Genomic DNA, 15,291 nt, shown 5'->3' with positions numbered 1-15,291 from the left:
AAGATCGGCCCCTCATCCCAACCTTCTCCCCGGAGGGGAGAAGGAGTTGCCTGAGGCGAAAAGGGAATGTTCTTCAGGGATGAAACGCTTGCATGTAGACCGGGCGCGCGGATTGCGTCATAGCATGACCGATGCGGAGCATTTGCTTTGGCGCTATTTACGCAATCGGCAGCTTTTGGGATGGAAGTTTCGCCGCCAACACGAAATCGACCGCTACATCATCGATTTTGTCTGCACCGAAGCTGGCCTAATTGTGGAGCTCGACGGCGGACAACATGCGGAAAGGATGGCATCGGATGCCGATCGCACACGCCGGCTCGAAGCAATGGGCTATCGTGTGCTGCGTTTCTGGAACAATGATGTATTGACGAATAGCGAAGCGGTGCTTGAGGTGATTCTGGAGGCTGTGGCAAGTGCGGCCCCTCACCCCAGCCCTCTCCCCAAAGGGGAGAGGGGGTAAAGCTGCAACCACGGAGTGTTTGAGTGACCAACCCGATCCAACCCCGCCTGACCCAGGTCTTCCGCTTCGTGCGTTGCAGTTACGCCGACGGCGTGGCGGAACTGGTCTACGCCTTTGACCAGGGCGAGGAATTGATCGAGCGCGTGCGTTTCCCGGCGGCACCCGCTGTCGCGGCAAAGCGCAAGCATGCGTTCGAGGCGGCGCTCAAGCTGCTGCATTTCGTCGCGGGCGTCAGCTACTACAAAGCCGGCGTCCCGCCCAAGATCGAACTCGCCAACGGCCCGCTCGACGATGCCACGGCGGATTTGCTCGAAAGTCTGTACCTGCATGGCCTAGCCGAGTTCGCGTACCGCAACAGCCTGGACTTGCGCGGGCGCATCGCGTTTCCGCGCTCCGGTCAGCCCTCCGGAAAAGTAGAGGCGGAGACCCTGCATCTACCCGCACGCACCCTGGTGCCGATCGGCGGCGGCAAGGATTCGCTGGTGGCGGTCGAGGCGATCAAGCAGATCGGCGGCGAAGCGACGGCGGTGTGGGTGGGCAATTCGCCTTTGATCGCTGCCTGTGCCGAACGCACCGGTCTGCCTACGCTCAATATTCAGCGGGAACTCGCGCCCGGTCTGTTCGAACTCAATCGGCTCGGCGCATGGAACGGCCATATTCCAGTGACTGCCGTGAACTCGGCGATCCTTGCAGTCGCGGCCATTCTCTACGGTTACGACAGCATCGCCTTTGCCAATGAACGCTCTGCGTCGGCCGCGACGCTCGAATACGAAGGCCAGCAGGTGAATCATCAGTGGAGTAAAGGGTACGCATTCGAGCAATTGCTCGGCAACTGGCTGCATACCCATGTTGCGGCGGATCTCAATTACTGTTCGTTGCTGCGTCCTTATTCGGAGTTGGCGATCACGCGTGCTTTCGCCAAACTCACGCCGTACTTCGACGTGTTCTCCAGCTGCAACCGAAACTTCAAGATCCTTGGGCCGAAGCCCGCCGATCGTTGGTGTGGACAATGTCCAAAGTGCCACTTCGTGTTCCTCGCGCTTGCGCCGTTTCTATCCAAGCCGCGTCTGCTCACCATCTTCGGGCGCAATCTGCTGGATGATGAAACGCAAGCAGCAGGTTTCGACGCATTACTCGAATATCACAACCACAAACCATTCGAATGCGTAGGCGAGGGCGCTGAAGCGCGTGCAGCGATGTATACGCTGAGCCAGCGATCGGAATGGCAGGAAGACGCACTCGTCGCGCGTTTCCGTAGCGAAATCCTGCCTCAGCTCGACATTACGCAGCTCGCACTGGAGCCTTGGTTGAAGGCATCCCGCGTGCATCGTGTACCGGCGCGCCTGCAACCAGCGCTCGCGGCGATCGGCTGACATGCGCATTGGTGAGCTTGTCGGACAGCGCGTTGCGATCTGGGGTTTCGGGCGTGAAGGTCGTGCAGCCATTCGTGCTCTGCGACATCGCATTCCCGATCTGGCATTAGCGCTTTATTGCAGCGACGCTGAAGCCGTTGAGGCGCAAGCATTCGATCCAGCGTTGCGCGTCTATGCGCACGAACCCGATGCCGTAGCGCTCAGCGCTTACGATGTTGTGGTGAAGTCTCCGGGAATCTCCGCCTACAAACCCGCGATTGTCACGGCACAAGCGCAAGGTACACGTTTCATTTCCGGTACGGCGCTCTGGTTCGCAGAAAATCCGCAAGCGCGAGTCGTTGCAGTAACCGGCACCAAAGGCAAAAGCACTACCACGGCATTGCTTGCGCATCTTGCGCGTGCGCTGGGCATCCGCACCGCGCTCGCAGGCAATATCGGACTGCCGCTGCTTGAGCTGCTCGACCAGCACGCCGAGCTGTGGGCAATCGAGCTTTCCAGTTTTCAAACCGGCGAAGCGGGTGCATTGGAGCTAGGTGTCATCACCAGCTTGTACGAAGAGCATCTCGACTGGCACGGTTCGCGAGAGCGCTATGTTGCCGACAAGCTCAAGCTCGCCGATGCTGCGCGCCAGTTGCTGGTGAATGCCGAGCAAGCGTCGTTGCTCGAAAAAACAGCAGCGCATCCTCATCGCATCATGTTCGGGCAGCGAGATGGATGGCATGTGGCGGGAGGTTTCATCCGTCGCGGCGAAGCCGCCGTGTTTGCATTGAATCAACTGCCCGTGCCTGGGCTGCACAACGCCTTGAATGCATGTGCCGCGCTGGCAGCATTAGAGGCCATGGGCTTCGATGCCGTTGCCGCCGCTCCGGCGCTGACTGGCTTTCGCCCGTTGCCGCACCGCTTGCAGCCGCTGGGCGAAAGCGATGGCCTGCAATGGATCAACGATTCCATCAGCACCACACCGCTGGCGACCATTGCCGCACTCGACAGTCTGCACGGTCGCGAAGTGACCGTCATCGTCGGTGGTCACGATCGTGGTCTGGACTGGTCGCCGTTCGTGAAAGATGTCGCTTCACGCAAAGGTCTGCGCATCGTGACGCAAGGTGCCAACGGTCCACGCATCGCATTGGCGTTGCGCGCGACGAAATCCGAAATCCCGTTAGGCGATGTCGACAAACTCACCGACGCTATCGACATGGCACGCATCATTACGCCAAGCGGCGGTGTCGTGCTGCTGTCGCCAGGCGCGCCCAGTTTCGATCAATTCCACGATTACGCGGAACGCGGCCGGCGTTTCGCTGAGATCGCTGGATTCAACGCCGAAACGATGACGGGAATCGATGGATTGGGCGTCGCCTGATACCTGTCGAGGCAGTCGCCTGTTCTTCTCGCCCATGGTGGCGTGATCGACATTTGCGAAGAGCGTGCGCGCCAAGCGAAGGCGCAGTACTTGCGCTAGAAATAAAAAGGGCCGCGCTCGCAAGAGGCGGCCCTTTCGATGTCGATCTCTAAACGCTTACCAGATCTTCACCCGGTCGTCAGGCGCGAGATAGAGCTTCTCGCCCGGCTTCACATTGAAGGCATCGTACCAGCCATCAATGTTGCGCACGGTCAGTGCGCGGAAGTCCTCTGGGGCGTGTACGTCGGTGGAAAGTTGCTGGCGCAGGGCAGCGTCACGGATCTTGGAGCGCCAGGCCTGCCCGAAGGCGAGGAAGAAGCGCTGGTCGCCGCTAAGGCCATCGATCACTGGCGCAGGCTTGCCACCGAGTGACTTGTGATACGCAGCATAGGCGACGGTGAGTCCTGAGGTGTCGGCAATATTTTCACCTAGTGTCTGCTGGCCGTTTACGTGCAGACCCGGTAGTGCTTCGTACTGGTCGTACTGTTTCACCAGCTTCTGCGTAGCGGCCTGGAAGTGTGCGGCATCCTGCGGTGTCCACCAGTTTTCCATCTTGCCCTGCGCGTCGAAGTCAGCACCGGTGTTGTCGAAACTGTGGCTGATTTCGTGGCCGATCACTGCACCCATCGCGCCGTAGTTGGCAGCCGCGTCGGCATTCGCATCGAAGAACGGCGGCTGCAGAATGGCGGCAGGGAAGTTCAGTGCGTTCTGTAGTGGTAGGTTCACGGCATCTACCGTTTGCGGCGTCATCCACCATTCGCCACGATCGACCGGTTGGCTGAGCTTGGCGAGCTGATGCTGATATTCCAGCGCCACAGCGCGATCATGATTGCCGAGCGGATCGTCGGTGCGGATATCGAGCTTGCTATAGCTGCGCCAGGTTTCCGGATAGCCCACACCTACGCGCAGCGTGGTGATTTTTGCTTTCGCCTTGGCGCGTGTCGCGGGTGTCATCCAGGCCAGCGTGTCGACACGTTCGTCGAAGGCAGCCAGGAGGTTTTTCACCATCGCCTCGACCTTCGCCTTCGACGAAGCAGGGAAGTAGTGCTTTACGTAGATCTGGCCGACGGCATCGCCGAGGTCGGTGTTGGTGGCGCTCACCGCGCGCTTCCAGCGTTCTCGCTGAGTGGGCGTACCCTCCAGCGTCGTGCCGTAGAAGCCAAAGCTGAGATCGTCATAAGCCTTGGGTAGCAGTGGAGCGCTGGCGTCCAGCACGTGATAGCGCAGTAGCTGCTTCCATGTGTCGAGCGGTTCGCTGGCGACCAGCGCGGCGATGCCGGTGGTGGCGGACGGTTGCCAAACGTCGATCTGCTTTTGGCCATCCAGACCGGCGGCCTTGAAATAGGCGGTCCAGTTCAGTCCCGGTGCTTTCTGTGCGAAGTCGCCCATGCTCCACACATTGTTGGCCTTGTGCACATCCTGGCTGTCGACCAGGCTTTCCTGCGCCTGCGCGATCTTGGTCTCCAGCGCGATGATGGCCTTGGCCTGCGTGTCGGCATCGGGCGTGCCGGCCAGTTTCAGCAGCGAGGTGACATAGGTTTGGTATTTGTCACGGGCCGCTGCCATTTCCTTGTCTTGCGACAGGTAGTAATCGCGGCTGGGCATCGCCAGACCGCCTTGCATCAAGTAGGCCATGTAGTGGGAGGGATCTTCCAAGCCCTGCGCCACGAACAGGCCGAAGAGATTTTCGGTGTGGAAGTTGGTGGCGTTGACCGGATCGACGTCGGCGCGCTGTTCGCTACCGAGTACGCGGGCGAGATCGTCGCGCGTCTTGATCGCATCGATCTGGTCCAGCTCGGGTTTCAGCGGAGCGAGTCCGCGTTTCTCGATGCCGGCGTCATCCATGTAAGCCGTGTAGTAATCGGCGATCTTGCGCTCATTGGAGCCGGGTGCGGCGTGGTTCTTCGCGGTATTGCGAATGAGTTCGGCGGTGCGCTTCTCCGCCAGTTCGTACACCTGCAAGAAGGTGCCGGTGCTCGAGCGATCGGCAGGGATCTGCGTATTCTTGACCCAAGTGCCGTTGGCATAACTGAAGAAATTGTCACCGGGTTTGATCGCGTGGTCGATGCCGGTGAGATCGATACCGATATCCGTGCTGCCCGCTTTTGCCACTGGGCTGCCGTCCATCGTGGCGGGTGCCGCCATCAGGGCCGTACTGCCGCCAAGCACTGCTGCGGCAAGCATCCATCGAAATCGCTGCATGGCGATCACCTTTGCTGTGGGAATCAATCATCCAAGATAGTCGGCTGCGGTGAGCTTGTGAGCATGACTTCTGGGCTAGGGCGGCGTGGAACATGCGGCGGTGCAGCACGTTCTTACTTGATCTCCCTGTTCGGAGCGCGTATGTCGATGTCAGATCAGCTCGTTCGACGTCACTATTAAGGGCGGTGTAAACGCCCAAGCCAAATCATTCAAGGGAAAAAGATGAAGCCACTATCCTCCGAGCATGCCCCACACGTCGCCATGCATCCGGACCGCCGCTGGCTGGCGCTGATCGTCCTGTGCCTGGGCGTACTGATGATTGTGCTGGACACCACCATCGTTAATGTGGCGCTGCCATCGATCAAGATGGATCTGCATTTCGGCGACACGGCGCTGGCCTGGGTGGTGAATGCCTACATGCTTACGTATGGCGGCTTCCTGCTGCTGGGCGGTCGGCTGGGCGATCTTTACGGACACCGCCGACTTTTTCTGCTGGGCATTGCGTTGTTTACGCTGACTTCGCTGGCATGCGGCTTGTCCACCACACAAGCCGCGCTGGTTGTTTCGCGCAGCGTGCAAGGTTTGGGCGGTGCCGTGGTCACCGCGGTGGCGTTGTCGCTGATCATGGATCTATTTACCGAACCGGCCGACCGCGCCAAAGCGATGGGTGTCTACGGTTTCGTGTGCGCGGGCGGCGGTAGTCTCGGCGCGATGCTGGGCGGTGTGCTGACCAGCAGCCTGAGCTGGCATTGGGTGTTTCTGGTGAATCTGCCGATCGGTGCCGCGGTGATGCTCATGTCGTTGCGTTTGTTGCCGGCGGCGCCGGGTACGGCGGCTTCGCGGCATCTGGATGTGTTCGGTGCCATTACGGTTACCGCCGCACTGATGTTGGCCGTGTATGCCGTGATCAACGGCAGCCAATCTGGTTGGCTGTCGCCGCGCACGCTTGGGCAACTCGCCGTGGCGTTGGCATTGCTCGGCACGTTTCTGTGGATCGAAATGCGCGTGCATGTCCCGCTGATGCCGTTGCGTCTGTTCAAGCTACGCAATTTGGCGGTGTCGAATGTCGTGGGCGTGTTGTGGGCCGCGGCGATGTTCGCGTGGTTCTTTCTGTCGGCGTTATACATGCAGTTGGTATTGGGTTACGGACCGATGGAAGTGGGCTTGGCGTTTTTGCCTGCCAACTTGATCATGGCGATGTTTTCGCTGGGGCTTTCGGCCAAGCTGGTGATGCGTTTTGGCATCCGCCGCCCGTTGGTGGTCGGGTTGGCCTTGGCGGCGTGTGGACTGCTGCTGTTTTCGCGCGCGCCTGTGTCGGGGCATTTTCTTCCCGACATCTTGCCCGGCATGGTGTTGCTGGGGCTTGGTGCGGGTATCGCCTTTAACCCCGTATTGTTGGCGGCGATGAGCGACGTGGGGCCTTCCGAATCGGGACTGGCCTCGGGCGTGGTCAACACCGCTTTCATGATGGGCGGTTCGCTCGGTCTTGCCGTGCTGGCCAGTCTCGCCGCGGTACGCACGCAGGCGCTGCAGATGGCGGGCGGTACGCAAAGTTTCGCGCTGGCAGGTGGTTATCAATCGGCATTTCTGGCCGGCGCCTGCTTTGCCGCACTTGCGGCATTGCTCGGCGCGGCACTTCTGCGGACGAAGCATGCCGATGTTGGTGAGCAGGCTGTGGCCGCAGAGTGATCAGAGCATCCCAAACTATCCGTCGTATCGGAGGCAAGCATGAAGCACGAAGTAGTTTCCCGCGAAGCCTGGCTGGAAGCGCGTCGCGCCCTGATGGTCAAGGAAAGGGTGCACATGAAGCTGGGCGATCAATTGAGCGCGGAACAGCGCGCACTGCCTTGGATGAAGATCGACAAGCACTATGAATTCGAGAGTCCTTCGGGAACAGTGACGTTGTCGGATTTATTCGCAGGGCGCAGCCAGCTGTTCGTCAAACACTACATGTTGGGCCCGGGACAGCAGCATCACTGCGTGGGTTGCGCGCTAGAGGTGGATCATCTGGAAGGAATTCTGGTGCACATGCAGAACCATGATCTTTCCTATGTCGCCATTGCGCGTGCGCCGATAGACGACATCGAAACCTTGCGCCAACGCATGGGTTGGCGCTTTCCGTTTGTGTCGTCGTATCGCAGCGATTTCAACTACGACTTCCATGTGTCGTTCACGCCGGAGCAGGTTCGAACGAAAACGGGGTTCTACAACTTCCGCGAATGCGATCCAGGGATGGAGGATCTTTCAGGCGACAGCGTGTTCTACAAGGACGAGGACGGGCAGATCTTTCACACCTATTCCGCGTTCGGCCGGGGTTGCGAGCGTTTTCTCGGCATCTACGGATTCTTCGACATCACGCCGAAGGGCAGGGCGGAGTTGGGTCCTCATCACAGCCTCGGCGACTGGGCACGGCCGCACGACATGTACGGAAAGGGCGGTACGGTGGCGCCCACCGGCCGTTATCACACCGAGACGTGCGCGTGCGCGGCGCACAAATCATGATGATGATCGATGTCGCTCCTCGACCACGAATTTTTTAGTGGCTCCTGGTCGTAAGGTTTTTACCCATCACGAAGGATAAGACGGACTTCTCGGAGCGAAAGAGCCCTGCCTCGCGCGTGAAATCCCCCTGGTACATTCCGCTACGCAGGGGGAAGTCATCACTCACGCAGAGGACGCGCCATGTTCCGTCTTGTTTCTCACGTTGTCCGTAAAACCGTTTGCGTCGGCGTGATCGCCGCTAGCCTGACGGCGATCGTCGCCACCGCCCAGACCGCTCCAGCCACGGGCCTGGGTCAATCCTGGCCCAACGCTCCTGATGTCAGCGTCAACCCACATTGGCATGCCTTTGTGTTTGAGCGCGACGGCGTTCGTTATATCCAGATCAATGATCGCAATGGCACGGTGCACGCAGTGATCGGCCGTGTCGGGGATACGCTGTTTGCGCTGCCGGTAGGTGTGGATGCCCGGCGCGTCGATGCCGCTCCTGCGTTGAGCGCAGAAACGTCGTCGCAAACGGTTTATCAAGACGACACGATGACCGTGATGGCGGCGCCACAAAGCGATGGGACGGTGCAGATCATGGTGAGGGCCTTAGGATGTGACGATCCAGGTGCCTGTAATGTGAGCAGCGTAGTAGCCTATTGAATTTCACCGACGTCAATAACGTAGATATTCATGTCATCTCACCCACAAGCGCATGGGCATCGCGTTTTTCCGTTGTGCTTGAGTCTGCGATTCCGCATCGCATAGCAAGGCAGACACGAGCATGCCGCCAGTGATTGTGCGGCGACGCAATTTGCCGTCGAACACACGTGCCAACCGATGCAATTCGTCGAAGCTCTTCATAGTGGCGCCCAACTTGGGCGCCACGCGGTAGCGTTCAAGCGCATTCAACGCGGCACGGGCCACTTTTGCCTCGTTTTCTACGCTGCGGATGCGCAGCACCACCCAGCGGACCTGATCGTGATGCCCGATGCGCATATCGAGATGAATACGTGCGCATGCCGGCGAAGCGCTGAAGCGCGCCACCATCTCGCACACGATGCGATAAACGGCCACCTGCAACGCCGGACTCAAAAACCGAAGTCCGCGCCCCGGCGTATTGCAGACATAGGCGATGTCGGTGTCCTCCAACACCTGGCCGATGGTTTCATCCAACGCCGCCGCCAGCCCACGCTCGCGCCACGCACTGGGATGGATGTTTTCGGCCAGGCGCTGGACTTGTTGCTGAAGCTGCTGGGCTTGCTTGCCATATTCATTCTTTTCTGGAGCGGGCACGAAGCGTTCCAACATAAGCTCGTGGTCGAAGCGCAAAATACCTGCTACGCATTCCAACGCCTGCGATGTTTGCTGCAAGCGCTGCTCGCCGAACACCAGGGTGCTTTGGGCGACGTCCCGGGTTTCGCGCGCATTGCGCGTTACTTGTTCGTGTTGATGTAACTGCGCGGAAATGCGTGCCCCAAAGGTATACAGGCCCGTCATGGCGAAGGCCATAAATGTTTGCGCTTGCACAGTGTCCGGATTGGACCAGTGTTTCACCAGCAGGCACGTAGTGATTAACGAGAGCGTTCCGCCCAGCACTGCCGCTCGCCATCCGTGCTTCAGCGCTAACCACGCGGCTGGAAAAAACAGCGCCATCATCGCAGCGGGCTTGATGACATCGATGGCGACATAGTGCAAGAGCGTAAGAGCCGCCAGCGCAAGTATTGAGATGGCGACATCTCGTGTCAGCGAGTGGGTGGCTAGTTCGCGTAACTGTAAAAACTGCCATATCCTCTCTCTCTGATAGAGGCGGATCATAACCACCCAGGGCACCGTGACGAGCATGGCCATATAGGCGCCGCTCAAGAGAAACAAGAACGTCCCTTCTGGGGCATGGTACGGTCCCGTGGGCAAGCGCGCCGTCAATACCGCAGCGTAGCCCAGGGATGCCCAAAGTACCGCTAGCGTCAGCACGCACCACAGGAGTTTCTTGACATCGACCAGATGAGGCGCTGGAAAGAGCGCCGCGTGATTGCGAAACCACCAGACTACCGGCATGCCTACTACGAGGCGCGGAATGGCGTTAATGACCGCATACATCAAGCCGAATCTAGCTATAAATTCGAAATTGACATAAATCACCCCTCCCAGCTCGCCCAACGCCAGCGCCGGCCAATAGCGATACGGCATCACCAGCAAGCACGTGATGCGAAGCGCTGCCGTGAACGACCACGGCGAATTGTCGAAGATATGTACTACGGCCAAATAAACCAGCGCATACCCCAGCGACACAGCTGCGTGCCTCACCCAGCGCTTTTTCAGAATTCCCTTCCACATACCGTTTGCTTCCCTTTCGATAAATGGCATAGCTAACTTGGCTGAAGCCGACGCTCTTGCCCCCGACCATCCACCTCTCAGATGGCTACCGAAAAGTAAGGCAGTTGTCGCTCATCGCCCTATAGGGAAGTACTGAAGGGGGCGGCAGGGGTTTGCCGCCTCGTTATATGTCGCAGCCCTTCGTGACTCGGGTTTAGCCCGTGTCCATTCGCTGCTTGGCTTTCGTTATCGACCGAAACGCCGACGCTTAGAACTGGTAGTTGACGCCAAGACCCACACCGTTGGTGCGTAGACGGATGACATTACCGTCTTCGCGGCTTCGCTCGTTTTGACCGAAATAACGATGGAAGCCGTAGAGCACGGCTTGCCAGTGTGCGGCGAAGCGATATTCGAAACCAAGCATTGCCTCATCGTCGGTTTGCGCTAGCCGTATCTCACCACCTTCCGTGCGCAGGCTGTTGACCCACGGTAGCCGTCCTGCGGAAACATCGGCGGTGACTGTCAACGCATCCGTAAGCGGATAGCGCAGATGCAATCCCAGTATCGGTACGGGCAGTTCCTGAACATAAAAGTCTTCGCGCAGCTCATGGCCGACACTGTTGGCCGCGATGGTGCCGTTGAGCGTGAAATTAAGCATGACGTACGTGGCACCCACGCTACCCCAGAGTCGCCCACCGTTACCGAAGTCGAACAGGCGATACCAGTAGGAGGCATCAAATGCGAAGAAATCCTGAAATCCCGTGACGGTGTCGATGCGCCCTGGCGCGATGGTAGTGCCGTTGTAGTACACCGGCACCGAGGTCATCGCATGCCCGTTCAATTGGCTTGTCGAAAAACCGAAATGCATTTCGCTCACGTCAGAAAGCGGCTTCCAGGCAAGTAGCCTGATCGTCTGCATGTAGTTGACGTTGAGATTGCGGTCCACATTGAGCTTGGTACCGTCAACGGCATTCTCGCGCACCTGAACCCAGCCGGTTGGGATGCTGTCCTCGCCGTAGATAGCCACTGTCCATGGATAGTCAGTGGCGTACACGGGAGCAATCACCATGAGTACGCTTGCAAACAGCAGGAGAATGAGACCGTGCAAGACGCGCGGACTGAACTGCGACGCATGATGTGACTGTTTTGCAATCATGCCCGGGTACACATCGTCTTCTTGGGCGCGTTCTACCGCTACGTAGCCGCCCGTCTACCCTGACTCGCCGCGCAGTTTACTCCCAATGCCATGCGACGGACGTGAAGAAGTAGCGAGTTATTTCTCGATCCGGTAGTTGAGGCTGGCGCGGTTGAAGTCGGTGGCGTTTTGCGCCTCGAGACTCCAGCGCCTGCTGAGGCGATAGCGCAATGTGATGACCTGGCCCGGTTCGAACAGTCCCACGCCGTAGCTGAGATACAAGCGGGGCGAGAGATATTTGCCTACGGTAAAGGCGGAGTTGCCGCCGAGCGCATCACTGCTGGATACGCCGATATCGTCGATGCCGAGTTTGCCGCCGACAGTTTTCGCCAACAGATTGCCGGTGGCTGAGCCGAGCGCCTGTGCGGCGGCGTTGACCATGTTGCCTTCGCCGCCTTTTACTTGTGATAGTGGTTTGCCGGTGACCAGATAGGACAGCGCGTCGGATTGTTCCATCACCGGATTGGAAAACACGGTGAGTATCGGCCGCTGTGCCGTGCCCGAAATCTGCAAGCCGACTTGCTGGCCTTCGTCGATGGTGGCGGTGGGCGTGAGGCTGCGCACTGCACGAATGTTGAGTCCGGGGTTGTCGATGGGCGTGCTGGCGAACAGCAGCAAGCCTTGCTGTATTTGCAGGCTCTGGCCGTAGGCTTTGTAGGTGCCGTTGACCGCGATCTGACCCTGGCCGGTGGTGTTGCGGCCGGGACGTTCGTTCACCGTGAGCACGCCACTCAGATGTCCATCCAGACCCATGCCGGCCAGATGCGTATGTTGTCCAAGATCGACCTTGATCGATGCGGTGATCGGCATCGAACCGCTGCCGGCGGGCTGCTGCGGCTGATCGACGACCACGATGTCGGGAGATGCCTTGTTGACGCCGCTGCCCGGTAACTTGTCGAGATTGACGTCGGCACTGTCCAGCCGCACGGAACCCGTGGCGTTGAGACCTTGCGCGTCGCGACGCACGAGTACATCCGGCGAAACGATCACCTTGGCGGCGGGAATATCCACCGCGGTGAACTGGCTGCCTTTGAAGGTGATCTCGCTAGGCGTCTGCGCGTCGAGGCCGGCTACGCCAGCGATCGCGATCGAACCCTTGCCCGATTGCACGGTGCCATCGATGCGCAATTGCCGCGTATCGGCAGCGCTGACGGTAATGCGGCCCTCGCTGAGCTTCAGTCCGGCATCGGGCACTTCCGCAGCGAAATCGTTCACGCTCGCCTGGCCGATGACGGTTGGCTCGGTCAGCGTGCCGCCAAGTTTGAAATCGCCATCGATACGACCTTTCACGTTAGCCAGCGTATCGGTGAACAAGCCGATGAAGGCGAGGTTGTTTAGATGCACGCCAACCTGGCCGGCCAATGCCTGCTGCGCACCGTTGATGCTGACATTGCCGTCCAGTCGTCCATCTCCATTGAGTGCGGCGCGCATCGTCACTTGCTGATTGCCAGGTGCAAGCGTGGCGTTCAATGCGAGGTTGCTGTAGGTGATCGCAGGCTGGTCGGGATGTTCTTTGTAGATGACGCGACCTTGCGCCGATGTGATCGTAGCGTTGCCCGTAAGGCTGCCCGCCGCATTGCGATGAATCTTGCCGTTGCCTTCCAGCGTGCCTTCCGCGCTGACCGGCAGGTCGGCGTTGCCAAGGGCATCGACCACCAAGGTGAGCGGTACCGAATGCAAACGATAGCTTGCGTCGATATTGCCGGCCTTGTCTTGGCTGCCGCTGACGCATAACACAGGCTCGCCTGCGCTCAGGCAAAGTTCGGCAAGGCTTGCGCTGCCGTTGTTCCAACCCAGCCGTGTGGCTTGTTGCATGTTCCAGCGCGGAAGACCTTGGACATCGAGCGTGAGCGAGGTCAGCGTGCCGTTCCAGTTCTGGTCTTTCAACGTGCCATGGAGTGTCAGTGCGGTAGAAAGTTGTTCACCCTGCGCATCGAGCGTGAGCTGATGTTGTGCCGATGTGCCTTGACCATTCACGCGTATCTGCCGGAAGGCAAGGCCGCCGAGATTCGCGCCGGATGCTTCAAGATCGAGTTTTCCACCGGGGTTGCTGATATCCGGCACATCGGCTTGCAGTTGCAGCTGGCCGATAGTCTGTTCCTGCCAAGCCAGCGCTTGGCCTTGCAGGTTTCCGTTGACGGCGAGTTTCGGTAGCTTGCCGCGCACGTGGAATTGGCCATTCAGCCGTCCGCTGCTCTGCGGCAACCAATCGCCCAGCGAGGCGATCGCCAGCGTGACATCGGCATCGTTGCTGTTGCCAGGGCGGGCGAGCAGCTTGACAGTGCTGCTGCCCGAGGCAAGTTCCAGCGTGCCGTCGAGCACTTCGTTGGGTGACAGGTGCAGATGGCCGCTGCCGCGCAAGTGACGCTGCCGCAGTTGTCCATCGAGCTTGCGCAGATCGAGGGTGACATCCGGGCTGTTCTTGGTGAGCGTGCCTTGCGTGCCGAAGTCGGCATCCAGCAAACCTTGCCAGCCTGCGAGCAGTTGTCCGGGATCGAAGCGGTTAGCGTTCGCCTGGAATTGCCAGGCCAGATTGGGTTGCAAGGTCAGCGTGCCACTGGCGGTGAGCTTGCCTTGCGGTTGTAGCAAGCTGAGCGTGTGCAACTGAATCTGCTGTTGCGTGCCATCGAGATTCAGCGCCAGCTTCGCAAGTTTGCCGGGCGGTCCGACGGTGACGTCGCCCTCGGCGTGATACCGCTCCACACTTCCTTTCGCGGCAAGGTAGCCCTGGCTATCCAGTACTTGGCCGACCAAGCTGGCAGGCAGCTCCAGATTTTTCCAGTCGATGGCGAGATCGGCACTGATCGGTTGCGCATCCAGCTGTACGGTGCCCGTCGCATCGACCACGCCTTTGATCTGCGGTGAAGCGAGTTGCAACTGTTGCAGGGTGAGCGTTTTGAAGTCTTTGTCGAATTGCGCCTGCAAGGGCTGCAGCAACAGATGGTAGTCGTTGAGGTCCAACTGTCCGGTGATCGTGCCGCCGTACTGATCGCCGCTGCCCTGCAGGTTTGCCGCCAGGCGTGTGAGTGCGCTGTCGCCGAGCAAGGGCTTGGGATCGAATGCGGGCGCGTCGAGCTTGCCGGTCCACGCATTGTTCTTTCGCTGATCGATCTGCAGTTGCAACTGCGCGAGCATCGGTTGCGTCAGTGCAAGCTGGAGTTGCGCGGTACGTCCGTTGCCTTGCGCAGTGATGCTGCCGGCATAGTCGACGCCGCCGATCTTCCACGCGATATCGGCGCGTCCTTTGCCGCGATAACGTCGGCCGACGCCGAGTTGGCCATCCAGATTGACGTGACCATCCGGAGCGCGGAGTGCCAGCCGATCCACGTTGATGCCGTCGTTGGTCCAGCGGCCGGCGAGGTCGAGCTGGTCGGAGGCAAACAGAGGTTGATGATCTTGCGTAATGGTCACCGGCCCGACATGCACGTCGTCGAGCACCAGCGCCAAGGGCGGCTTTAGCGAAAAACCGCTCGATGACGACGATGCTTGCGATTTGGGCAACGCGACATCGACGCGATCCGCACGAAGCTCGGTGACATGCAGACGTTTGTAGAGCAAGGTGGCGACGTGCCAGTCCAGATGCAGCCCGGCGATGTTGACGTCGGTGCCCTCGCCATCGCTGTAGCGCAAGACGCCGATATCCAACGGGCCTATCAATCGTCCTTCCGCTTGCTGCACTTGCAACGCACCGTGCGTGAAATCCTGGGCGCGCGCCAGCGCGAAACGCAAGCCTGCGCCGGTGCACAGCAACCAGGCAACGCTGCCGGCGACCAACAGGAAAATCGCCAGCAGCACCAAGCCGATGGCGCGCATCCAGCGAGGACGACGAGAGGCGGGTGTGGGTGTGCTGTTCACATATGCC

The 15,291-nt window shown here is 59.6% G+C and carries 10 protein-coding genes; 6 read left to right on the top strand and 4 right to left on the bottom strand.

Going from position 1 to position 15,291, the window contains the following annotated elements; all coding sequences use genetic code 11:
* Window positions 1–79 precede the first annotated feature (79 nt).
* Genes QQL64_RS10475 through murD form a run of 3 tightly spaced genes read left to right on the top strand, consistent with a single transcriptional unit; the run spans window position 80 to window position 3,193 of the window.
* Window positions 80–460 (top strand): endonuclease domain-containing protein, encoded by a 381-nt coding sequence (locus tag QQL64_RS10475; RefSeq protein ID WP_284399020.1) that lies wholly within the window; start codon window positions 80–82, stop codon window positions 458–460.
* A gap of 23 nt (window positions 461–483) precedes the next feature.
* Complete coding sequence (gene murL / locus QQL64_RS10470; RefSeq protein WP_284399018.1) at window positions 484–1,833, top strand: UDP-N-acetyl-alpha-D-muramoyl-L-alanyl-L-glutamate epimerase; 1,350 nt, start codon at window positions 484–486, stop codon at window positions 1,831–1,833.
* 1 nt (window position 1,834) lies between these two features.
* A complete protein-coding gene (gene murD, locus QQL64_RS10465) occupies window positions 1,835–3,193 on the top strand; it encodes a UDP-N-acetylmuramoyl-L-alanine--D-glutamate ligase (RefSeq protein WP_284399014.1) in 1,359 nt (452 codons plus the stop codon).
* 156 nt (window positions 3,194–3,349) lie between these two features.
* Here murD and QQL64_RS10460 read toward each other — a convergent pair whose 3' ends face one another.
* Window positions 3,350–5,434, bottom strand: a complete 2,085-nt coding sequence (locus QQL64_RS10460) for a M13 family metallopeptidase (protein ID WP_284399011.1) — start codon at window positions 5,432–5,434, stop codon at window positions 3,350–3,352.
* Window positions 5,435–5,656: 222 nt separating this feature from the next.
* On the opposite strand from QQL64_RS10460, the gene QQL64_RS10455 reads away from it, so the two are divergent.
* The 3 genes from QQL64_RS10455 (at window position 5,657) to QQL64_RS10445 (ending at window position 8,581) form a co-directional block, all read left to right on the top strand.
* On the top strand, window positions 5,657–7,123 hold the full coding sequence (locus QQL64_RS10455) for a DHA2 family efflux MFS transporter permease subunit (protein WP_284399008.1): 1,467 nt from the start codon (window positions 5,657–5,659) through the stop codon (window positions 7,121–7,123).
* 39 nt (window positions 7,124–7,162) lie between these two features.
* Window positions 7,163–7,936 (top strand): DUF899 domain-containing protein, encoded by a 774-nt coding sequence (locus QQL64_RS10450; protein ID WP_284399005.1) that lies wholly within the window; start codon window positions 7,163–7,165, stop codon window positions 7,934–7,936.
* 180 nt (window positions 7,937–8,116) lie between these two features.
* Complete coding sequence (locus QQL64_RS10445; RefSeq protein ID WP_284399003.1) at window positions 8,117–8,581, top strand: hypothetical protein; 465 nt, start codon at window positions 8,117–8,119, stop codon at window positions 8,579–8,581.
* A gap of 33 nt (window positions 8,582–8,614) precedes the next feature.
* Here the strand turns inward: QQL64_RS10445 and QQL64_RS10440 are convergent, their stop codons facing one another.
* From QQL64_RS10440 to QQL64_RS10430, 3 genes are all read right to left on the bottom strand, one after another.
* Window positions 8,615–10,255: an MASE1 domain-containing protein gene (locus QQL64_RS10440; RefSeq protein ID WP_284399000.1), complete on the bottom strand. Its 1,641-nt coding sequence runs from the start codon at window positions 10,253–10,255 to the stop codon at window positions 8,615–8,617.
* A gap of 247 nt (window positions 10,256–10,502) precedes the next feature.
* A complete protein-coding gene (locus tag QQL64_RS10435; protein ID WP_284398998.1) occupies window positions 10,503–11,390 on the bottom strand; it encodes a hypothetical protein in 888 nt (295 codons plus the stop codon).
* Between the two features lie 117 nt (window positions 11,391–11,507).
* Window positions 11,508–15,284, bottom strand: coding sequence for a translocation/assembly module TamB domain-containing protein (locus QQL64_RS10430; RefSeq protein ID WP_345782637.1), 3,777 nt, complete (start codon window positions 15,282–15,284; stop codon window positions 11,508–11,510).
* Between the last annotated feature and the right edge of the window lie 7 nt (window positions 15,285–15,291).

Source organism: Dyella lipolytica (assembly GCF_030160075.1).
GTDB classification, from domain to species: Bacteria; Pseudomonadota; Gammaproteobacteria; order Xanthomonadales; family Rhodanobacteraceae; genus Dyella_B; species Dyella_B lipolytica.
The sequence above is the reverse complement of the archived record's forward strand: the minus strand, read 5'-3'. Positions and strand labels throughout refer to the sequence as shown.